The organism is Parashewanella tropica (genome assembly GCF_004358445.1).
In the GTDB taxonomy this organism is placed as follows: Bacteria; Pseudomonadota; Gammaproteobacteria; order Enterobacterales; family Shewanellaceae; genus Parashewanella; species Parashewanella tropica.
The window spans coordinates 2059904-2080077 of record NZ_CP037951.1; the positions used below are offsets into that span (position 1 = coordinate 2059904).

Genomic DNA, 20174 nt, shown 5'->3' on the forward strand with positions numbered 1-20174 from the left:
TTATCTCAACAACAATTTATAAGACATTCAATTTAAATAAATTTGGAGCGTTTCTATAAACACCAAGAGATATATTAACAACTATTTTATGTTGTGAGTATTAAGAAAACTCTATTCGTGAGCTCAGTTAATTATATTAAATTCAATAAAGATTCAAACAATCGTTTGAAAAGTTCTTGTATTAATTTTTAGCAGCGGTTAATGTTTAATCATACCTGAGGTCTGACCACATACTATACTTTAATAAATAAGGCAGACCTTATACAAAATGTGTACAAAGAATAAGGAGAATTATTGTGTTTACTCTAACTTGGATTGTTGGATTGCTCGTGCTTATCGGGGCGTGCTCTTACTTAAGAGTATCGCTAATTGTCACGACACTTCTCACTGGTGTAGTTATCAGTGCAATGAGTTTTTTCAACTTCAATCACCCTGCTTTACTCATCTTATTCTTATTATTCGCTCTGCCGCTTAATATTGGTGTTATTCGCCGACAACTGTTTTCTAAGCCAATATTAAGCTTATATAAAAAAATCATGCCCGAGATGTCTTCTACAGAAAAAGAAGCGATTGAGGCTGGGACAACATGGTGGGAAGCCGATTTATTTTCAGGCGCACCAAATTGGAAAAAACTTCATAATTATGCAAGCGTCAGATTAACCCCTGAAGAGCAAGCTTTTCTTGATGGTCCTGTAGAAGAAGTATGCGGTATGGTTAATCAGCATATGGTTTCTCATGAGTTAACTGATTTACCTGAACATGTTTGGCAATACCTGAAAGACAATGGCTTTTTCTCAATGATCATTAAGAAAAAGTATGGTGGCATGGAGTTTTCTGCTTATGCCCAAACGCGTGTTTTACAAAAACTTGCTGGGGTTAATAGTGAATTAGCTACAACCGTAGGGGTTCCAAATTCTCTTGGTCCTGGTGAGTTACTTCAGCATTATGGTACTGAAGAGCAAAAAGATCATTACCTTCCAAGACTTGCAAAAGGTTTAGAAATCCCATGCTTCGCACTAACCAGTCCTGAAGCAGGTAGCGATGCAGGATCAATCCCCGATTTTGGTATTGTGTGCAAAGGCGAATGGGAAGGCCAAGAAGTGTTGGGAATGAAACTAACATGGAACAAGCGTTACATCACCTTAGCTCCTGTAGCAACAGTACTCGGCTTGGCCTTCAAATTACGAGACCCCGATAACCTTATTGGAGATGAAGAAGATTTAGGTATTACTTGCGCCCTTATTCCTACAGAAACTCAAGGTGTAATTATTGGACGCCGTCATTTTCCACTGAACTGTATGTTCCAAAATGGTCCAACGCAAGGTAACGAAGTCTTTGTGCCGCTTGATTTCATCATTGGCGGACCTGAAATGGCTGGACAAGGCTGGCGTATGTTAGTTGAATGCTTATCAGTTGGACGTGGTATTACTTTACCATCTAATGCAGCTGGTGGAGTAAAAACAGCTGCGATTGCAACTGGAGCTTATGCCAGAATCCGCCGTCAATTTAAATTACCTATTGGTAAGTTGGAAGGTATTGAAGAGCCAATGGCACGCATTGGTGGCAATGCTTACCTGATGGAAGCTGTTACATCATTAACAACAACAGGCATCGACTTAGGAGAAAAACCCTCCGTTATATCAGCAATCGTTAAATATCATCTAACCGACCGTATGCAAAAATGTGTTGTCGATGCTATGGATATTCATGGTGGTAAAGGTATTTGTCTTGGCCCTAACAATTATTTAGGTAGAGGTTATCAAGCAGCACCTATTGCTGTAACGGTCGAAGGTGCAAATATTTTAACCCGTTCAATGATTATTTATGGTCAAGGTGCGATTCGTTGTCATCCTTATGTATTGGCTGAAATGGTCTCAGCATTTGAACAAGATCAAACTAAATCTCTAAAAGATTTTGACAGTGCTCTGTTTGGGCATATTGGTTTTGCTATGAGCAATTTTGTCCGCAGTTTATGGCTTGGTGTTACAAACGGTCGTTTCTCGAATGCACCATATTCAGACAAAACCAAGCGTTATTATCAATTTATGAATCGTTTCAGTGCAAATCTAGCGCTTCTCTCAGATATTTCTATGGCAACGTTAGGTGGTGAGTTAAAACGTAAAGAAAGAATTTCAGCAAGATTGGGGGATTTACTGAGTCAGTTATATCTCACCTCTGCAACTCTGAAACGCTATAATGATGACGGTCGTTTAACTGAAGATTTACCTCTTGCTCAGTGGGCAGTTGAAGACTCACTTCATAAACTTCAAACATCATTGGATGAATTACTCAATAACTTCCCTCTAGGACTTGGTTGGTTGTTGAGACTTGTTATTTTTCCATTTGGCCGATGTGTTAAACGTCCTAGTGATGTGATAGATCACAAAGTAGCGCGTATTATGCAAACACCATCTGCTAGCCGTGAACGTTTGGGTATTTACCAGTATTTTCAAGCCACTGAAAACAACCCGATAGGTATGCAAGAACATGCTTTATCTTTAGTCTTAAAAGCAGAACCTTTACACAAAAAAGTGTGTGATGCCGCAGGTAAAAAACTGCCCTTCGTACAATTAGATCAAGTTGCTGAACTTGGTAAAGAACTTGGTGTGTTGGATGAGTCAGAAATTACTTTACTAAAACAGGCTGAAGAAGGACGCTTGAGAAGCATTAATGTCGATGACTTCGAACCTTCAGTGTTACGACCACAGACTGTAGCACCTGAAATTAAAGATCATTACGCAGCATAAACTTTAAATTTAAGCCGTACTGCGCTGCGCAGTACGGCTTTGTTATTCGAGTAGCACCTCAATTTCTTTCTGTTACTGTGCTTGATAGTTTCTCAAGGTTGGGAGTGTGTAGGTTTTGAAGAGGATGATCAAAAAGGAAACCATGACCATCCAAACTAAATCTAACCTTTATTAAGCATTCCTTTAAAAACTATATCGTTATAGGTTATTAACCCAAGGATTTCTTGGTTATCAATAACTGGAGCTCGGGTAATTCCCATACTATCAAAAAGGCGTGCCGTATAACGAATGTCCATAGCTGATCTTACTGAAACAACGGGCTTAGTCATAATTTCGTAAACATTAATACGATCTGCTGCTTTATCTTTAGCTACGACTTTTTTAGCGATATCACTCATCAAAAGCATGCCATATTCATCATTTTCGTGGCGTTTGTTAACAAATAACACTTCTACTTTATTAGCCATTGCTATTTCAATCGCTTCTGCAACTGTGAGTAATCCCTCAACCATTGCAAAATTTTGCGTCATGACAGTTTTATTATCTACTACCTTGGAATTCATACTAACTCATCTCCTAGTTCTTTGGTTAGTTCCTCTACTTGATGAGCAACACCAACTGCATCCTCAACATCTATTTGTATTGCTATGCCTTGCCCTGAATCAGTATCAAATTTGCCAACCTCATTAATGGTTTCCAAAATATGTCTGCTTCTATGTTCTTCGACTAAAAATAAAATCACATCTCTTTGAACATCTAAGGTCAGGCCCATGAAAGTTTTCTTTTGAACAAGGCCCTCTCCTCTGGCGTGATTAATTACTGTCGCACCAGTAGCTCCAGCTTCGCGAGCTGCGTCCATGATAGAATCTGTACAATGATCATCAACAAATGCAATTATTAATTTAAAGCGCATCTAGTGACTCCTTTTTGGTTTTCTTTGAATTCAAGTATTCAACAATCTGCGCATAACTCATTACACTGATCATTGGAAATAAACTAGCAAAAGCAATAAGCCCGAAGCCATCAATTAGTGGATCACGCCCCGGAACATTTGTGGCTAACCCCAAACCAAGTGCCGCAACTAAAGGGACAGTTACAGTCGAAGTTGTTACACCACCAGAATCATAGGCCAAAGGAACAATCATCTTAGGTGCAAAGAAGGTCTGAATAACAACAATTACATAGCCTGCAAGAATGTAATATTGAATCGGATCTCCAACCACGATTCGATAGCACCCCAAGCTGATCCCTATTGCTACACCTAGTGCAACAGAAAAACGAAGTCCTTGGACTCCAATCGCACCGCCGGATACTTCATTTGCTTTGATTGCAACAGCGATTAACGAAGGTTCAGCAACTGTAGTACTAAAACCAATCGCAAAAGCAAAAATGTAAACCCAATAATAATCAGACCAAACGATGACATTATGATCGGCGGCGCCAATAAATTCTTTTGATGTTAATTGAGTAGCCATCATATCCCCAATAGGGAATAAAGCTTTTTCTAAGCCTACAAGAAAGAGTGACAAACCAACAATGACGTATGCAAAGCCAGCGATAACCTTTTTGGGATTAGCGATTGGACGTTTTAATACCCCTAATTGAAACCCAAACAAAATAGCAGCAATGGGTACAACATCACGTAAGGTCAGTAAAAAGGTATCCCAAAGTGGTAATAGTATCTCGGTCATAGCACTACCATTCCGTAACATAAAACGAAGATCATCGGGGTTAAGCTAGCAAATGCGATCAGACCAAACCCATCTAGCATTGGGTTTCTGCCCTTAATAACACTTGCCAAGCCAACACCAAGTGCAGTTACAAGAGGAACTGTGATCGTCGAAGTAGTAACCCCACCACTGTCATAAGCAATGCCTATGATACTTTCAGGCGCAACACTGGTAAGGAGCATCACTAAGATGTAACCTCCGATAATTAAATAATGTATTGGCCAACCTTTAAGAATACGGATAACACCAAGCAAAATTGCGATACCGACTGATACAGCCACGGTTATCCTTAACCCTAGCGCATAACTTGCTTTTGCTGCTTCTGTATTAGCGATAGCGCTCGCCTTAGCAGCAACATCAGCAGCCTCACTCGCAACAGCGGTAAGCGCCGGTTCAGCAATGGTGGTTCCAAAACCTAACGCAAAAGAAAAGACCACTAACCAAAAGGTACTACCCTTTTTAGCTAAGGCTTGTGCCAATGATTCACCTATAGGAAAGAGGCCCAACTCAAGTCCGAAAATAAAAAATGTTAAACCAAACACGATAAAACCTAATCCGATCATAATGGTCATAAGGTCATCTGGTGTTTGTTTTAAAACAAATACTTCGAAGAAAGTTACAACTAGAATGATGGGGATTAGATCACGAACACTCCCTAAAAGTGATGTTAATAGCTTGCGAAAAGCTTCCACTGATACTCCTTTTATGCTTTTTTAAACTACTGTTCGATATAGTCAATAGTACAATGATACCAACTTAATCCCATGTCATTTATTGATTTAGATCACACCAGAATGGTGTTTTGATTAGAATTCTGTACACAATATCTACAAGTGATTGCAAAACAAGCGATTAAATAGGTAATAACCATTTTTTACTTGCGATAAACTTTGAGTGGTCTTAATATTAAGCCCGCTAAACAAAGCGCAGAAGTTTAAGATACAACCGTAGCTCAGTTGGTTAGAGCACTACCTTGACATGGTAGGGGTCGGTGGTTCGAATCCACTCGGTTGTACCATTTCTAGCTAATATACTTTCATTCTAAAATACAACCGTAGCTCAGTTGGTTAGAGCACTACCTTGACATGGTGGGGGTCGGTGGTTCGAATCCACTCGGTTGTACCATTATCTTCCTGATTTAATTCAATTTTTCATGTTAAATGTCTTAACAAATATTTCAATGCGCAAAATCGGCGCAAAACTCGCGCAAAACCCCTACCCTTTATTAAGCCATTTTGTCTTAAGTATTCTCTGTTCTAAAAAGTAGATTTATTAGCTCAACGCTTGAATATGACTAAATTGAGAAAAAGATATCTAGAACGGTTTTGCAGCACAACTTCCTTGAATACACCAAAATATCAAAGCATCTATTTATCTGGGCTATTTGGTCTTTGTGTCCTGTCTAACATTGCAATCAACAATTTCAGGGTAACGAAGGTGATCAGTTCACTTAGTTCACCATAATTCATTGTAAATATTGAATATTTATAAAGTTCAATCTCTCCTGATAAGGGTGATCTCTAGGGTAATATAGGGGTAACCAGATTACCCTATAAAAATTAATATTCTCAAAATATAAATTGTTTATTAATCAATAACATTACCTTAGTGGTCACTTTTGATCACCGTTTTGGGGTGACGTTTTTTATGTTGCTCAATCAAGAACTTATCTAGGTCTCAAGTGAGAGATCACCTTTGTTACCCCCTATAAAGCCATAGGTGTAGTCTTTATCTGTTCTGAGCTAACAAAATTCATAACATTAATTTAAATCCAAGCTCATATACATGCTATTAGGATCTATTTGATAATCCCCAAAAGGCTCAGATTCTGTAAAACCATTTCGTTGATATAACTTATGGGCAGGAAAAAATGCCTTTGCAGTTCCAGTTTCTAAGCTAACTCTCTTATAAGAGCGGCTTTGAGCTGCTTCCAACATGCATCTTAAAATTGTTTCTGCTACTCCTTTGCGGAGATGTTTAGACGAAGTCCTCATAGACTTTATTTCGCCATGTTGATCATCAAGATGCTTTAATGCTCCAACACCAGCAAGTTCATCATCAATCCATAGGCTATAAAACGTAATATTGGGTTGTTCTAAAGCGGATATATCTAATGCATGTATACTCTCGGGTGGTGAATGTTTCTGCATATTTTCATGATGTTCTTGGATTAGCGAAAAAATAGCATCATCCCTAACATTTCCGATTCTAATTTCCACAGTTATTTAATCCCAATTTGAATAATTAATAGCTCAAGGTCTTCCTTAGAATCATTCACCAACCCATGCTCTCCATAAGGCTTATTTTTGATAATATCGCCTTTTACTACTTGTTTAGATAAACCATCAACAGTCATCGTCCCTGTACCGTTCAAGATGATATATAACTCTTCATTATTTCCATGCTTGTGATAACCAACAGTAGAGTTTGGTGGAATAATTTGACGGTCAATAAACTCACAGTTACTTGTAAAATCATCTCTACCAAAGACTTCAAAAAGGCTAAATGTTCCAAGCCCACCATGGGCAGAACTTTGGTTTTGTTTTTCTGCGTCGAGAAAATTTCGAATCATTAGTGACTCCTTCACTATTTATTATTTAATTCGCTAATGAATCTATAAATTCAATTTCATTTCTAATAATGATGGCTGGAATCCTGCTTTTTCATAAGCTTTTATTGCTGAATCGTTTGCCGAGTACACATCAAGATAAAAATCAGAGACACCTCGCTCTTTACTCCAAGCGATGATTTTATCCAGCATCAATTTATTAATCCCCTGCCCTCGATATTCAGGTAAAACATACATAACACCAAGGTAACAATGCTTGCTATGGATGAGGGACAGCTTTGAACCTCGTAGTTGACCATAACCTGTCGCAATAATTTGCCCTGCTTCTTCGGCGATGAGCAAGAACGAATCATGATCAGTAATCAAATGTTCAATGTCATAATAAACGGCTCCTTTACTTTTAATTGAGTCATTATATGGTCGCTCAGCAGCAACTACTGATTGCTCTCATTTTTTTAAATCTGTTATTTCAGAGAGTCTTGCTTCTCTAAATTTCATGCTATTTACCTCGACCCGGCTCATGAGCTTCATATCTTGGTAATTGAGCGTCAAGGTCTTCCCAACTTGCTTTTGAAGTAACGAAGTTATGTGAAATAGGTCTTTCATTAACATTACTATCAATGGTACCAAGCCTAACTCTAATTCTTGATAAATCAGAATCATTAGAGCTATAAATTGGAGAGGCACAAGTAGAGCAAAAATGTCTCTTCTTACCGGGTTTCATTTCAAAGTAAGTTAGGCTGTCGCTCCCTTCTAAAACCTTAAAATCTTCACTCTCTACAAAGCCGTTTGTTGCATAAGCTGTTCCGCTGGATTTTCGGCAAAGTGAGCAGTGACAATGAATTATATCTTTTATTGGGGATGTGATTTCGAACTTTACCTTGCCGCAAAGACAACTTCCTTTGTACATCTGATTCCTACCTTGAAATAAAACTTAAAGACTGGAAATTTTCTGAAGAAAACTTATCGACAAGACTAAACTGAGCTTAACTCTTTGTAAATTGGTTATTTCGGCACAGTTAAACTCTCAGTTTCAGTTAAGTTATTTACGAGAAGGATTATATGCAAACTCTAATCGATTACCGCTCGGTTCTCTGATCATCATATGGATTGTTTTGCTATTACCATTCGGCTGCGGAGCAAATTCAATAACTACATCTTTGATAGACTTAAATGTTTCGTGAAGTTGATTCAAGTCTTCAAGGCTGGCTACAGATAACGCTAAATGGTGAAGACCCACATTATTCTTTCGATCAAACTCCACAATTTTCGCTTCATTTTGTGTTTTCCATAATGTAAGAAAAATAGAGCCATCAGTTACAAAAATAGACGGATAATCTGGATAGCCACCAGCCTTTCTCCATCCCAGTGTTTCAATAAAAAACTCAGATGAACGCTTAAGGTTCTTTACCGTTAAACCTAAATGATTTAATCCTTGAGTCATCACTCTTTTAGAAGGTTGTTGATTTGTTGCGAAAACTTGAGTGGAAGCCACTACTGACAGTGCTGAAATTGATAGTACCAGTACTTTAAAATTCATTGTTTATGAGCCCTTTATAATTACTTCCTTTTACTGACCAGAGAAACCAACAAAAATGTTCATTCCATATAACTTCTGAACATTAGCCAACTTGGATTTATCCCAAAAGTTGCAAAGTTTAGATAATCATGTTTGTTTACAGGGCTTGTTTATAGTAGCCTACTTTTTCTTTAAGTATTAATGGATTAATCGTGTCTAAAATAAAAAATCTTTGCTTTGCAATTGTAGGAATATCATGCTTTTTAAGCAGCGTAACTTGTCATGCAAATGTCAAATCACACTCATCATTAGAGCAAAAAAATCTTGAGAAAGCCGTTTACTGTATGGAAATTTTGGAAAGCCGAAACGACCTTAAACCTTCGCAACGAATTAATATTCTAAGAAATGAGTGTTATGCCGAGAAATTTGTCGAACATTCACCTCATATAAGTAATGGTCGTGAAGGCTTATTCCAGTTATTTCTAAGTCGATATAAAAAATACCCTGAGCTTTCAATGTCTATTAAACGAAGCGCTTCTGAGGGTGATCTTGTTTGGCTTCACCTACATGTAAAACGAACTCCTGATTCACTTGGTGCTGCACTTATGCACATTTTTAGAATGGAAGATGGAATGATTGTTGAACATTGGGGAGTTGGGCAACCAGTACCAGCAGAATCGAGAAATGAAAACACGATGTTTTAAGTCTTTAGCTTCAATAATTTTGATTGGATTTAATGCAAATTATTTGTATACCCCCTTTGTCAGCTTGTCTGGCAAGATTCTACAAGCTTTACCTTTCACTAAAAGATAAGAAGCTATGAAAAGTGATATATCGTTTACCAGATTAAAACAGTTTCCCCCCTTAATGTGGGTTTTGCTGTTCGGTTCTTTTATAACACGTGGCAGCTTTTATATGGTTTGGCCATTTCTTGCTGTGATCCTATATGAAAAGTTTGCGTTAAGTGCAACTGAAGTAGGATCTATTTTGTCGTTAGCAGCAATAATTTCAGTCTTTATAAGTTTTATAGGTAGTACTTTATCGGATAAGTTTGGTCGTAAGCCAATGATGTTTGGTACAGGGATCCTATATATCATTTCATTTAGTTTGCTGGCTGAAGCTGATTCGGTTTTGGCTTTTACCATAGTAATAACTCTGTGCTCTATAGCCACGTCCTTATGGAGACCACTTACTTCAGCGCTAATAGGTGATATTTTACCTCAAACCGAATCTCGTGAGCTTGCGATGCAGTCATTGTATTTTGCCGTGAATGTAGGTTGTGCAATAGGGCCAATGCTGGGGGTATGGTTAGGGCTGACAGGTGAGCAGTCTAGTTTCTATATCACTGTAGTGGCTTTTGCTATTTTGTTACTGTTGTTGTTCGTTGGTTTTAAACATCAAGAAAAAAGTGCAACTCAAACTACGGCATCTAATGAGTCCGATACTCTTATCGTTGCAAAGAAAAAAAAGAACACAAGCTTTAGCAAGACATTAGAGATATTGATAAAAGATAGATTATTACAGTGTCTGATCTTGGCAAATGTGCTTTGTCTATTTATTTACGGACAAATGGATAGTTCGTTAATTCAGTATCTAACCCGCGAACAAGTGCCAAATTTGTTGGAACTGATATCGTCGATGATCTTTGTTAACGCCTTAGTGATTATTTCTTGCCAGTTTGTTCTGCTGAAATTAATGGCATCACGTCCTCTTTTGGTTCGTATCAGGATTGGGCTGGTAATGTTGATGCTGTCACAAGTTTGGTTTGCAATTAATCCATTACACTTTTTTATCGGCTGGATTGGCGCGGTGATCATTATGAGTTTGGCTGAAGCTATTTTGTTTCCAACCATGAATGTTCATGTTGATCGTATTGCACCTGAAAAATTAAGAGGAGCCTATTTTGGTGCAACAGCATTCTATGATTTAGGATTTGCGATAGCACCAATTGGCGGTGGTATTATTCTCGATTTGTACGATGGAACTTGGCTATTCTCATTATGTGCAGGGATTGCTCTTATAGTGTTTGGTCTGTATCACATAATGGGGACTTTAAATCGGCCGGACTTTGTAACTGAACAACTCAATTCAGCAGAAAAAACCAATTGAGAGCATAGCCAATGACCACTTTTGTTCAATCTTGATTAAGCAGAAGCGGGAAACTGAATGTCGGCTCTTAGTACTGAGCCAAAGGTTGTTTCTAAATTAATCCTGTCCATTGGAGAGTCAGCCCAGAACGTAGTCTGACTCAAAAATGCCCAAAACCTTGATAGTGCCAAATAGATTTAAGGTTCATTAGTGAATCAGTGACAAATGTCATTATCTTTTAATTACAAAAGCTTATTTCTTTTGTTTTCTAACCTATTCATACTAGGAGAGTGTCAATCTAGAAAATAAACGTCATATAAGCTTTGAGTTCAATTAAATGACAAAGGCATTCAAGATCAGAAAGGAATCATTAATGGTCGTAAAAATAATAAGATATTCATTTACAGCTCTACTCTTGTTAGTTCTATTTTTAGCAGTATATGTGTTTGTTGCCCCCTTAACCGTTGATCCTACTAAGCTTCCCGAGAATTACGGGAAGGTTAATTCGAAATTATATGTTTCCAAAGAAGGTAGCCAGCAACCGTTATTCGTATACTTTGGTGGTAGTGAAGGCGGAAATAGCATGACCAAAGAGCGAAATGTAGGTGAGAGGACATTTTACACAGATCAAGGCTATGCAGTTCTTGGTATCGGATACTTTGGTATGGAAGGTATTCCAGATGGATTAGACAGAATATCTCTGAATGCTATTTATGATGAAATTGTAAAAGCATCCAAACATCCTAATGTAGATTCTAGTTGTATAGTAGTTGCAGGGGCTTCAAAAGGGGCTGAATTAGCGCTTGTTCTTGCTTCGAAACACCCTAAAATTAAGGCGGCAGTTTCGCTGGTTGGAGGTCATGCTGTATTTGCTGGCACTTCAATGAGCACTCATGGGCAAACATCTTCTTTTATGTTCAATGACGAACAACTTCCTTTTATTCCTTTATCTTTTGATGTACTCCCTTCAATATTACTCGGTGATTATAGAGGTGCATATGAAGTTGCTCTGAAAGATAAGCAAGCTGTAAAGGATTCTATAATCAAAGTTGAAGATATCAATGGTCCAATATTACTTATTTCTGGTGAGAAAGATCATATTTGGCCTTCAAAAGAAATGTCTGATGAGGTAATTAAACGCCTTAAAGATAAGAGTTTTACTTTTCCTTATAAACATATTGCTGTGCCCAATGGAAATCATTTTCAACCTGCAAATGACTACCATCATGAGGTTGTTGAGTTTTTAAATAAAAAACTGTTGCCTACCTGTAGTGGGAATACTTTAAAAACAATATAACTATCATTAGCCTCAACCTCGGTGCCAGCTTATTTTCTGGCACTTTTACGCCCCAAAATTTCTTAATATATTGAAACGTTCAACACATCGATCTATCGACTTACTTGTTTTAATCTTGACCTAATAATTAGTTACAAATGATACTAATCATCTGATTTACTGTACATTTTTTAAAATGTAGTATGACGATGATTAGCTGAATATATCTAAAATACTGCTTAGCTAATACAAATTATTCGGAATATTCAAGACATCATAACAGTTAAAGCCTTGGTTTTAACTCGCTCAAATTTTAATAATAGAAAGTAATTTTGAAGCTTATTGAAGCGCTTAAAGATAGTGAGAGTTTTCTCTTATTATGATTACTGGTATCGCTGTTTTGATTAGCTGATTTTCAGCTGCTGTTCCATTAAAAACATAATAACGTTTCAAAATTAGGAGTTTTTGTGAATCGATTAATAACCCAACCCATATCATTGATATTTGCTATTTCATTAATGACCTTTTTGGCTTCTTGTAAAAATCATGATGCAATTAATTTTGAATCAAATACGAAAGCCGAAATCATTGACTTTATTGATGGAAATGTTGGGCAGGTGGTCTCAATTTCTGTCGTAGATGCAAAAAATACGTACCAATATCATTTAGGAAAGTTAAGTAACGGAGATACTCCTAATAACCAAACAATATACGAAATTGCCTCTATAACCAAAACGTATACTGGTTTAGTTGTTGCTAAAGCTATTCTGGACGGGAAAGTTGAGCTTGATAAAGATATCCGTCATTACCTCAAAGATAATGAATACAAAAACTTAGAACTGTCGAATCAATATATAACTTTACGACATCTTATGACTCACACCAGTGGCCTCCCGGCAGATTTTGCTTACAGCAGTGAAGATAAAGCTAAAGGCGTTGCTGTTGCTTTTGAAAAAATGTCAAAATATTCCAGAGATGATTACTTTGATGATCTTAGAAAGGTGAAACTGAATTCTAAACCCGGTGAGAGTTATCAATACTCAAGCGTTGGTACTAATTTGGCTGGATACATTCTGGAGTCTGTTTACCAAAAACCGTTTGCTTTACTGGTTTCTGAATTCATTACAAGTAAGTCAGGCGAAAAGCACACGAAATTCAGAGGTACTAACTTTAAGCCCGGGGAAATTATAGTAGGAACAAGAGGTGGTAAACAAATGCCTCTGTCCAGTGCATATAGTTTTGCTGGCGGAGGGCTAACTACAAACATTGAATCTGTCACGAATTATATTAAACATCAACTATCGTCAGAACCCGAGGTGGCTATTTCTCATCAACTTCTGGATAAAAGCTGGACTGGTAATGGTATGGCATTCTCTTGGAACACATATAACTGTGATTCAGATGAACAAGTGCTATACCATAGTGGTGGTTCTATGGGCACATCTAGCTGGCTTGCCATTTATCCGAAGAAAAAGATAGGTATTTTCATCGTAACAAACTTCGCAGGTAGAAATACTCAGCCAAAGTTAGAAGCAATTTCAGATAATATTTTTGACTATTTAATGGAATATAAAAAAGCCTTAAAGTCGAAATCGTAACAGTTGGCTTTATTTCACTTCGCTGCACATTGTAGCCATTTTCGAGCTGACCACAGTCAGCTCGAAATACCCCTTAAGTGTAAGCATGTCAGAGGCAGATGTTTTCTACATTGTAACTCTCTCACCATTATCTAATAATCGAAATCGCTCACCATTCTTTATAAGAAGCCCTTCGCTACTCCGAAAAGGAAAACTGGTCAAATAGTCTTGTGGATGCTTAACATCAATAGCAATTACTCTTCCGTCATACAATGAATTAACTTTGCTTTGAATTGTGTGACCGACAACTACTGATTTAGCTTTTATCGACTTTAGCCCCTGCTCAATTTGTTGCTGAGTCAGATCATCTTTAAAATACCCACGATACCATGCCAATCCTGTTGTACTTGACCTTAAAAAGGACTCTTTAGACTCTTTAACAGGGGTAAAATATAGCTGGCGATAACCATTTCGAACAATGTGATTAATATCATCTAGGGTATCTGAATAGTTTTTAATTTGTGGATGTAAACCGCCATGTACAAATGCAACATCATTAATTACTTCGACAACATTTTTTGATGCTAACCAGCGGCCTAGATATGAATTATGATCAAATAATTCATACTGCTGCTTGCCAAGTATTCCTGCTATGTAGAAATATTTTTTATGAGCTGATTGGTAGTTTCCTTGCAAGCTTTTAATTTCGTGATTACCAATTATGTAATGTACTTTTCCTCCTACTTTTTTCGCAGATTGTTCTAATTGGTAAATCCCCCATAGCATCTGTGTTGTTGATGCTCCTCTATCAACAAAGTCTCCTACTAAGACCAGATGCCCTTTTCCAAACACCCAGTTAAGCTCTTTATCAACGACGCCGTGAGTGACTAAAAAATCTTTAAAAGCACCGAAACTACTTTCAAAGTCAGAAACAGCAATAATAGGCTCTCCATCATTATATCTAGATGATGGAACTTCAAATTTATTGGTAAGTGTTACTGAAAACTGACTTCCATCTTGCGGGAATGAAATAGGGAAACTAATCGGTGCAGTTGAATCATACGTTGTTGGTTCAACATAAAAGCCATCCTTTTGCCTTCCTCTTAATACCTTTTTTATTAGTTTTTCATCATCAAAAAAGACGTGAGTTTCACCACTTAATTTATATGCCAGCTTATCTTCATGTAACTTGGCATCTGCACCAATATTAATCCCAAACAGAATTAATAAGGTGAGTAAAATGACGAAAGTGAACCCGAAGTGTTTCAAATTAGTTACTAATAGTTTCATGACTTAATCCTTGTCATAATTGATTTAAACGAACACTTTTAGCAGCTGTGTAAGTCGTTTTGTTAGATATAAAATCACAAGCCCAGAGAGTAAAGATATTGGTACTAACCAAATCGCTGGAACTTCATTTGAGTGATAGCTGTTATTGCTAAATGAAACAATGATGCTGTTTCCATGTTCTGCAATCCAAACTCCAAACTTAGGTGGAGCAATCAGTTTTGCCAATGCAGTTGCAATGAACGTTAGTCCTAAGCTTCCTCCTAAAACAAAAATGAGATAATAAAAGCTCTTACTCATACCCATTGTTATTTTTGTCATGGGCTTTAAACCTTTTGGTGGCGCAACACCAATATTAATGTGTTCAATGTACCCTGATGCTAGTTCTTTAGGAGTGCCCAACCTACCCAGAACTACTTCGGTAGTATCATGACTCTCATCACTTTCCATTATGAGCGAATCATAAATATGGCTTTCGATCTCTTTTACAATTTCTTGCGCTTGGATTTTATTAACTCTTGAAAGGTACATTTCAAGCTCTGATAAATATGAATGAATCAATTCGTTTCTTGCCATTTCTCTTTCCATGATTATTGTTATTGATCTAGGAGTGATTGAATATCACTTACTGATTTAAGCCATCTCATTTTTAAAGCGGTAAGCTTAGTTCTACCAACATCTGATAATTGATAGTATTTTCTTGGCCTTTCATCACCTTCTTGAACCCAGTAGCTCTCAACAACTTTGTCACGCTTCAATCGATCTAATAGCGGATAGAGCGTACCTTCCGTTATTTTCATTGTCTCGAATTCGTGCAACTTTTTAAGCAATTGAAGTCCAAACATCGGTTCACGATTAAGCAATGCCAAAATAGACATTTCGAGCGTTCCTTTTCGAAATTGAACGTCTAATTTATTTTCTGAAGATTCCAAAATAGCCTCTTTTATGTATTACAAGCACACTGTGTACTACAAGGTGTATTTGTAATACATAGAAAAATGCAAAGCAAGATCTTTTTTTGAACGATTTAAGTGAATGTGAATATAAAAGTGATTTTTCTTCTAGCCAGCACTCAGTTTTCTCATTAACTCCGCTTCATTAAATCACCCTCAATTTGAATCAAAAATTCGTAATTTGAGATAGCTTTTCGAAATCCAAAATTATTTGTTTTCTTAAGTATTTACAGCCTTTGTTTGCCGTGTAATTTTTTGTACATCAGACAGTTTCAGTATGATGCTTTCATGGATGAGAGTGTCTTTCATACTGGTAAGACTTAGTAGGAAATGACAATGAACACAGCAAACCGACCTCTACTCTCCGACTCTGAAAAGGCACTTAGGGCGCTAGTCGCCCATCTTTTTCTAGCCTTAACACTGATGCTTATTCCTGAATTGGCTTTCGCCGACCCTATTTCAGAAGGCGTCGATTGGGTGATGAATTTACTCACAAATGGCATTGCTCGCAGTGCTGCGATTATCGGTATTGCCATTCTTGGTTACTTGGCATGGTTCGGAAGGATAACGGGTGAAACCTGCGGCAAATACATTGCAGGGATAGTACTGGTATTCGGTGGTTCAACCATTGTTGACCTGATCATTTCAGCTGTTAAGTAGGAGCTTGTTATGACTCATCTTTATCAAGATCCTTTGTTTGTTGCTGTGACTCGTCCTGCTATGAAATGGGGCGTAACTTTAGATGGCATTATCGTCGCAGCCGCTTTTGTGGCTGTGCTAATGATTGCAACCAAAAATCCGTTTCTCTTGCTGCTGTATTTTCCTTTGCATGGGTTGATGTACGGCGTTTGCTTGCGTGATCCTCGCAGCTTTAGCTTGCTACATCTTTGGTTACTGACTAAAGCCAAGTCTTTGGGCTGGCGTCAGTTTGGTGCGGCAAGTGCTGCACCTCTACTTTCAACTCGACATACAACTTACGAGATTGGCAGTTGGAGGATGGCGTAATGACCTTGAGCAAACTGCCAACTTTGTGGCAACGTGAAAACACCGCAAGCGAACACATCCCGTATCAGACGTTATGTGATACCCATACAGTTAAAACCAGTAATGATGAATACTTGCAAGTTTTGAAGTTACAAGGAATTGCTCATGAGACACAAGATCCTGAGCAAATTGAGATTTTTAAGGAACAAATCAATCTTTTGCTTCGCAATATTGCCAGCCCTAAAATTTGTTTGTGGTCGCATCTGATTCGTCGTGAACACCAAGTGTTTCCTGAAGGTGAATTTGATTGTGAGTTTGATAGAAAACTGAATCAAAAATACGCTGAGCAGATCTGCCAAAGCTCACTGTTCATCAATGAGCTGTATCTAACCATTATCTACCGTGATGGAGTTACTGATTCTCTCAATCTTTTTAAGAAAACGCAGACACAAGAACAAGCGATTGCACAACAACTCTCAGCAATGAAAGCACTAAATGAAGTGGTCGATACCGTTCAAGCCTCTTTGCACGATTACCAATCTCAGCGACTTGGGGTCTATTTTAAAGGCAAACGATTCTATTCAGAAACACTAACTTTTCTTGATTTTCTAATAAACGGTGAGTGGCAAGTTCGAGCTTGCCCAAGCAGTGACATTAGCAACGTATTGTCTCGCAAGCGCCCTTTCTTTCCCCACAACACCATTGCGCTACAAGGCATCTCAGATAAACAATATGCTGCTTGTATTGGTATTGCTGAATATCCAGAGCATTCCGAAGCTGGTTTGTTAAATGCCCTACTGTCTGCACCTTGTCGTTTAATCCTCAGCCAAAGTTTTCAATTTTTATCTAAGCCTTTAGCCACGCAATTGCTGATCAAACAACAAAACCGCCTCAATACCACAGGTGACTTAGCACAATCACAAGTCGCCGCCATCAGCCTAGCTTTGGATGAACTCACCTCCAATCGAATTGTGTATGGCGAACATCACCTTACCTTGACTCTATTGGCTGATACGCCAAATCAGCTTGAAAACCATCTAGCAAGCATTCAATCTCAACTGGCAGACTTATCTATTATTCCAGTAAGTGAAGACACTGCATTGGCAGCGGCTTATTGGTCACAGCTGCCAGCAAACCATAAATATCGACCTCGACCTGCCCCAATCTCTTCTCGAAACTTTGCCGGATTTTGTAGTTTTCACAACTACCCTTTAGGTCAGATTGATGGCAATCAATGGGGCGCAGCGGTAACGGTTTTTCAAACTGCTGCTGGTTCGCCTTATTATTTTAACTTCCATGAGCAGAGTTCTACCGAGCATCGGCAGCAAAGTGCTACGTCCCAACACTTAGACATTGACCAAGAGGAGGATAAGCACTCTGAACCTAACAGGGATGCCACTCTCAAGGATGAGCACCATGCTTTAGGTAACACGCTCATTATCGGTGTATCAGGCTCTGGTAAAACCGTACTGCAAGGCTTTTTGATTTCACAAAGTAAGAAGTACAAACCAACTCAAATCATTTTCGATAAAGACAGAGGCCTAGAGGTTTATGTTCGAGCATGCCGTGGTTTGTACCTGCCATTGAAAATGGGCAAACCTACGGGCTTTAATCCATTTCAAATTGATGATACCGCTGAAAACCGCATGTTCTTAACGGCTTTGGTTGCCAAGCTGATTGGCGGCTCTCTTATTCACACAGAACAACAGCAAATAGCCGAAGCCGTCAATGGCGTAATGGCATTGTTCAAACCACTTAGAAGATTAAGTCGTTGTTTAGAGTTTCTCGATCCTGTTGATGGCGATGGTTGCCATGCTCGCCTTAAGCAATGGTGTCAAGGTGGCGAACTAGCTTGGGTACTCGATAATCCTGCTGACGAACTTAATGTCAGTAACCAAAAATTGTTGGCATTTGATGTTTCAGAGTTTCTAGATCATCCACAAGTACGCACACCGATTGTGATGTATTTATTTCATCGCATTGAACAACTGATTGATGGACGCTGCTTACAAATCGTCATGGATGAGTTTTGGAAATTACTGCTTGATGAGTATTTTCAGGATTTAGCCAACAACAAACAAAAAGTCATTCGTAAGCAAAATGGATTGATGATGTACGCCACTCAATCGGTTAAGGATGTACTCAATTCCCCGATTGCTCATACCCTTGTCGAACAGTGCGCCACCTTCATCTTAATGCCCAACCCCAAAGCACGTCGAGAAGACTACATAGACGGGCTTCACCTTACCGAACGTGAATTTGAGCTTATCAAAACTCATCTTTCACCAAGTTCTAGAAAGTTTCTCATTAAAACCAACTCTATAAGCATAGTTACAGGACTCAACCTACAGGGCTTTGATGAAGAGTTGGCGGTAATTTCTGGAACCATAGACAAGGTCAAACTGCTTCATAAACTGCTGCGAGAAGTCGGTAATGATCCAACAAATTGGCTCCCAGCTTATTACCAAGCACTCAAAGACAAGCGAGGTAAGTAATGAAACGGCTACTTGTCTTATGCGTGTTATCGCAAACAGCTTTTGCTTTCCCTGTGATTGATATAGCGAACCTGCATCAAAACATCATTCAGGTGAAGCATTTGCTAGAGGAAATCGACACTCTTAAGCAGCAAGTTCAGACTGCCAAATCTCAACTCAGCAGCATTAACGGAGTGCGCCATATGGGTAATGCCATTGATAGTGTTTACGACATCACAGTAAAAGTCGACCCAAACCTGACCTTGAAAAACCAAGGTTTACACAACAGCCAATGGCTGCAATTAGGCGGTGATGTTGCTGGACTTTATGACGATGTGAATCGCTATCGAGGTCGCTGGATGGGACAAACGCAATTATCCCTCCAAGAAACCCAGGCACGTTACCAACAATTGATGAGGTTGGTACAAAAAATTGATAACGCACCACAACAAAAAGACATCGAAGACTTACAAGCTCGAATTGATGCAGAAGGCGTCATGCTCGCCAATGAGCAAGCCAAACTGCAATTACTGCAAGCACAAGCCAAAGCCAGTGATTCGTTAACACAGCAGCGGATCACCCAAATGGCAGTGGAATCCGCTGGAGAACTACACCCTATTCACTTGAACTATTAATTTTATCCAAGGATGGGATCTGGAGATCCCTATGAAACTACAATACTTACCCATTATAGCTATTGGCTCACTAGCCTTGAGTGCCTGCTTTGATGGTAAACACAGCAACAATGACAGTCTACAAGCTCATCATAATGTCAGCTGGTTTCTGGCACATGACAAGTTATTAAACAGTATCTTAAAACAATGCGCTGATGATCCAGCCCGATATAAAAATAATCCTGAATGCATTAATGCACTGCAAGCTGCCAATCAGCAAAGTTCTGGCGAGTTACAACCATTGCACATTGACGTAAGCAAATTGCCTAAGCATCACGGTTGGAATTAGGAAACGT

General features: G+C 38.4%; 22 protein-coding genes and 2 tRNA genes. 12 read left to right on the forward strand and 12 right to left on the reverse strand.

All coding sequences use genetic code 11. The annotated features are described in order from the left end of the window. The first annotated feature begins 296 nt into the window (after positions 1 to 296). Positions 297 to 2747, forward strand: a complete 2451-nt coding sequence (gene fadE, locus E2H97_RS08960) for an acyl-CoA dehydrogenase FadE (RefSeq protein WP_133406826.1) — start codon at positions 297 to 299, stop codon at positions 2745 to 2747. A 161-nt stretch (positions 2748 to 2908) separates the two neighbouring features. Here fadE and E2H97_RS08965 read toward each other — a convergent pair whose 3' ends face one another. Genes E2H97_RS08965 through E2H97_RS08980 form a run of 4 tightly spaced genes read right to left on the reverse strand, consistent with a single transcriptional unit; the run spans position 2909 to position 5169 of the window. Next, positions 2909 to 3310, reverse strand: coding sequence for a CBS domain-containing protein (locus tag E2H97_RS08965; protein WP_133406827.1), 402 nt, complete (start codon positions 3308 to 3310; stop codon positions 2909 to 2911). After that, positions 3307 to 3660, reverse strand: coding sequence for a P-II family nitrogen regulator (locus tag E2H97_RS08970; RefSeq protein ID WP_133406828.1), 354 nt, complete (start codon positions 3658 to 3660; stop codon positions 3307 to 3309). The genes E2H97_RS08965 and E2H97_RS08970 overlap by 4 nt, the downstream gene beginning before the upstream one ends. Beyond that, the gene (locus E2H97_RS08975; protein WP_133406829.1) at positions 3650 to 4438 is read right to left on the reverse strand and encodes a DUF1538 domain-containing protein; all 789 of its coding nucleotides are present in this window, start codon (positions 4436 to 4438) and stop codon (positions 3650 to 3652) included. Before E2H97_RS08975 ends, E2H97_RS08970 begins: the two co-directional genes overlap by 11 nt. Continuing rightward, the gene (locus E2H97_RS08980; RefSeq protein ID WP_133406830.1) at positions 4435 to 5169 is read right to left on the reverse strand and encodes a DUF1538 domain-containing protein; all 735 of its coding nucleotides are present in this window, start codon (positions 5167 to 5169) and stop codon (positions 4435 to 4437) included. The genes E2H97_RS08975 and E2H97_RS08980 overlap by 4 nt, the downstream gene beginning before the upstream one ends. A 249-nt stretch (positions 5170 to 5418) precedes the next feature. Here E2H97_RS08980 and E2H97_RS08985 point away from each other — a divergent pair. Together E2H97_RS08985 and E2H97_RS08990 are read left to right on the forward strand one after the other, a co-directional pair. Continuing rightward, positions 5419 to 5495 (forward strand) — tRNA-Val (locus E2H97_RS08985). A 30-nt stretch (positions 5496 to 5525) separates the two neighbouring features. After that, positions 5526 to 5602 (forward strand) — tRNA-Val (locus E2H97_RS08990). A 635-nt stretch (positions 5603 to 6237) separates the two neighbouring features. On the opposite strand, the gene E2H97_RS08995 is transcribed toward E2H97_RS08990, so the two are convergent. From E2H97_RS08995 to E2H97_RS09015, 5 genes are all read right to left on the reverse strand, one after another. Next, positions 6238 to 6696 carry a GNAT family N-acetyltransferase gene (locus tag E2H97_RS08995; RefSeq protein ID WP_133406831.1) on the reverse strand — a complete coding sequence of 153 codons (459 nt, stop codon included), beginning with the start codon at positions 6694 to 6696 and terminating at the stop codon, positions 6238 to 6240. Positions 6697 to 6698: 2 nt separating this feature from the next. Next, positions 6699 to 7049 (reverse strand): cupin domain-containing protein, encoded by a 351-nt coding sequence (locus E2H97_RS09000; protein WP_133406832.1) that lies wholly within the window; start codon positions 7047 to 7049, stop codon positions 6699 to 6701. A 42-nt stretch (positions 7050 to 7091) separates the two neighbouring features. Continuing rightward, on the reverse strand, positions 7092 to 7451 hold the full coding sequence (locus tag E2H97_RS09005; protein WP_425466809.1) for a GNAT family N-acetyltransferase: 360 nt from the start codon (positions 7449 to 7451) through the stop codon (positions 7092 to 7094). Positions 7452 to 7545: 94 nt separating this feature from the next. Next, positions 7546 to 7956: a GFA family protein gene (locus tag E2H97_RS09010; protein WP_133406833.1), complete on the reverse strand. Its 411-nt coding sequence runs from the start codon at positions 7954 to 7956 to the stop codon at positions 7546 to 7548. 132 nt (positions 7957 to 8088) lie between these two features. Continuing rightward, a complete protein-coding gene (locus E2H97_RS09015; RefSeq protein ID WP_246029075.1) occupies positions 8089 to 8586 on the reverse strand; it encodes a VOC family protein in 498 nt (165 codons plus the stop codon). A gap of 191 nt (positions 8587 to 8777) precedes the next feature. Between E2H97_RS09015 and E2H97_RS09020 the strand changes: the two genes are divergently transcribed. The 4 genes from E2H97_RS09020 to E2H97_RS09035 all read left to right on the forward strand — a co-directional run bounded on the left by E2H97_RS09020 (position 8778) and on the right by E2H97_RS09035 (position 13527). Continuing rightward, complete coding sequence (locus E2H97_RS09020) at positions 8778 to 9269, forward strand: nuclear transport factor 2 family protein (RefSeq protein ID WP_133406834.1); 492 nt, start codon at positions 8778 to 8780, stop codon at positions 9267 to 9269. Positions 9270 to 9384: 115 nt separating this feature from the next. Then, positions 9385 to 10674 (forward strand): MDR family MFS transporter, encoded by a 1290-nt coding sequence (locus E2H97_RS09025; RefSeq protein ID WP_133406835.1) that lies wholly within the window; start codon positions 9385 to 9387, stop codon positions 10672 to 10674. Between the two features lie 316 nt (positions 10675 to 10990). Next, complete coding sequence (locus E2H97_RS09030; RefSeq protein ID WP_133406836.1) at positions 10991 to 11950, forward strand: acyl-CoA thioester hydrolase/BAAT C-terminal domain-containing protein; 960 nt, start codon at positions 10991 to 10993, stop codon at positions 11948 to 11950. A 446-nt stretch (positions 11951 to 12396) separates the two neighbouring features. Beyond that, positions 12397 to 13527: a serine hydrolase domain-containing protein gene (locus E2H97_RS09035; RefSeq protein ID WP_133406837.1), complete on the forward strand. Its 1131-nt coding sequence runs from the start codon at positions 12397 to 12399 to the stop codon at positions 13525 to 13527. Between the two features lie 105 nt (positions 13528 to 13632). On the opposite strand, the gene E2H97_RS09040 is transcribed toward E2H97_RS09035, so the two are convergent. Genes E2H97_RS09040 through E2H97_RS09050 form a run of 3 tightly spaced genes read right to left on the reverse strand, consistent with a single transcriptional unit; the run spans position 13633 to position 15725 of the window. Further along, entirely contained in the window at positions 13633 to 14796 is a 1164-nt protein-coding gene (locus E2H97_RS09040; RefSeq protein ID WP_133406838.1) for a metallophosphoesterase, read from the reverse strand. A gap of 24 nt (positions 14797 to 14820) precedes the next feature. Then, entirely contained in the window at positions 14821 to 15381 is a 561-nt protein-coding gene (locus tag E2H97_RS09045) for an HAAS signaling domain-containing protein (protein ID WP_133406839.1), read from the reverse strand. A gap of 8 nt (positions 15382 to 15389) precedes the next feature. Next, positions 15390 to 15725: a PadR family transcriptional regulator gene (locus E2H97_RS09050; protein WP_218938244.1), complete on the reverse strand. Its 336-nt coding sequence runs from the start codon at positions 15723 to 15725 to the stop codon at positions 15390 to 15392. A 357-nt stretch (positions 15726 to 16082) separates the two neighbouring features. Here E2H97_RS09050 and E2H97_RS09055 point away from each other — a divergent pair, with 357 nt between their 5' ends. From E2H97_RS09055 to E2H97_RS09075, 5 genes are read left to right on the forward strand one after another with little or no spacing between them, the layout of a single operon-like run. Next, complete coding sequence (locus tag E2H97_RS09055; protein ID WP_133406840.1) at positions 16083 to 16406, forward strand: TrbC/VirB2 family protein; 324 nt, start codon at positions 16083 to 16085, stop codon at positions 16404 to 16406. Positions 16407 to 16415: 9 nt separating this feature from the next. Further along, entirely contained in the window at positions 16416 to 16751 is a 336-nt protein-coding gene (locus tag E2H97_RS09060) for a VirB3 family type IV secretion system protein (RefSeq protein ID WP_133406841.1), read from the forward strand. Continuing rightward, entirely contained in the window at positions 16751 to 19225 is a 2475-nt protein-coding gene (locus E2H97_RS09065; RefSeq protein ID WP_133406842.1) for a VirB4 family type IV secretion/conjugal transfer ATPase, read from the forward strand. The genes E2H97_RS09060 and E2H97_RS09065 overlap by 1 nt, the downstream gene beginning before the upstream one ends. Further along, positions 19225 to 19839: a type IV secretion system protein gene (locus E2H97_RS09070; protein ID WP_133406843.1), complete on the forward strand. Its 615-nt coding sequence runs from the start codon at positions 19225 to 19227 to the stop codon at positions 19837 to 19839. Before E2H97_RS09065 ends, E2H97_RS09070 begins: the two co-directional genes overlap by 1 nt. Before the next feature lie 31 nt (positions 19840 to 19870). Continuing rightward, entirely contained in the window at positions 19871 to 20167 is a 297-nt protein-coding gene (locus tag E2H97_RS09075) for an EexN family lipoprotein (RefSeq protein ID WP_133406844.1), read from the forward strand. The last annotated feature ends 7 nt before the right edge of the window (positions 20168 to 20174 follow it).

What these genes read in the sequence shown, in the direction of transcription:
- E2H97_RS09025 (WP_133406835.1), top strand. Translation starts at nt 9,385, where the DNA reads ATGAAAAGTGATATATCGTTTACCAGATTAAAACAGTTTCCCCCCTTA.
- E2H97_RS09045 (WP_133406839.1), bottom strand. Translation starts at nt 15,381, where the DNA reads ATGGAAAGAGAAATGGCAAGAAACGAATTGATTCATTCATATTTATCA.
- E2H97_RS09015 (WP_246029075.1), bottom strand. Translation starts at nt 8,586, where the DNA reads ATGAATTTTAAAGTACTGGTACTATCAATTTCAGCACTGTCAGTAGTG.
- E2H97_RS09065 (WP_133406842.1), top strand. Translation starts at nt 16,751, where the DNA reads ATGACCTTGAGCAAACTGCCAACTTTGTGGCAACGTGAAAACACCGCA.
- E2H97_RS09060 (WP_133406841.1), top strand. Translation starts at nt 16,416, where the DNA reads ATGACTCATCTTTATCAAGATCCTTTGTTTGTTGCTGTGACTCGTCCT.
- E2H97_RS09000 (WP_133406832.1), bottom strand. Translation starts at nt 7,049, where the DNA reads ATGATTCGAAATTTTCTCGACGCAGAAAAACAAAACCAAAGTTCTGCC.
- E2H97_RS09055 (WP_133406840.1), top strand. Translation starts at nt 16,083, where the DNA reads ATGAACACAGCAAACCGACCTCTACTCTCCGACTCTGAAAAGGCACTT.
- E2H97_RS08965 (WP_133406827.1), bottom strand. Translation starts at nt 3,310, where the DNA reads ATGAATTCCAAGGTAGTAGATAATAAAACTGTCATGACGCAAAATTTT.
- E2H97_RS09030 (WP_133406836.1), top strand. Translation starts at nt 10,991, where the DNA reads ATGACAAAGGCATTCAAGATCAGAAAGGAATCATTAATGGTCGTAAAA.
- E2H97_RS09070 (WP_133406843.1), top strand. Translation starts at nt 19,225, where the DNA reads ATGAAACGGCTACTTGTCTTATGCGTGTTATCGCAAACAGCTTTTGCT.
- E2H97_RS09040 (WP_133406838.1), bottom strand. Translation starts at nt 14,796, where the DNA reads ATGAAACTATTAGTAACTAATTTGAAACACTTCGGGTTCACTTTCGTC.
- E2H97_RS08970 (WP_133406828.1), bottom strand. Translation starts at nt 3,660, where the DNA reads ATGCGCTTTAAATTAATAATTGCATTTGTTGATGATCATTGTACAGAT.
- E2H97_RS09075 (WP_133406844.1), top strand. Translation starts at nt 19,871, where the DNA reads ATGAAACTACAATACTTACCCATTATAGCTATTGGCTCACTAGCCTTG.
- E2H97_RS08975 (WP_133406829.1), bottom strand. Translation starts at nt 4,438, where the DNA reads ATGACCGAGATACTATTACCACTTTGGGATACCTTTTTACTGACCTTA.
- E2H97_RS09010 (WP_133406833.1), bottom strand. Translation starts at nt 7,956, where the DNA reads ATGTACAAAGGAAGTTGTCTTTGCGGCAAGGTAAAGTTCGAAATCACA.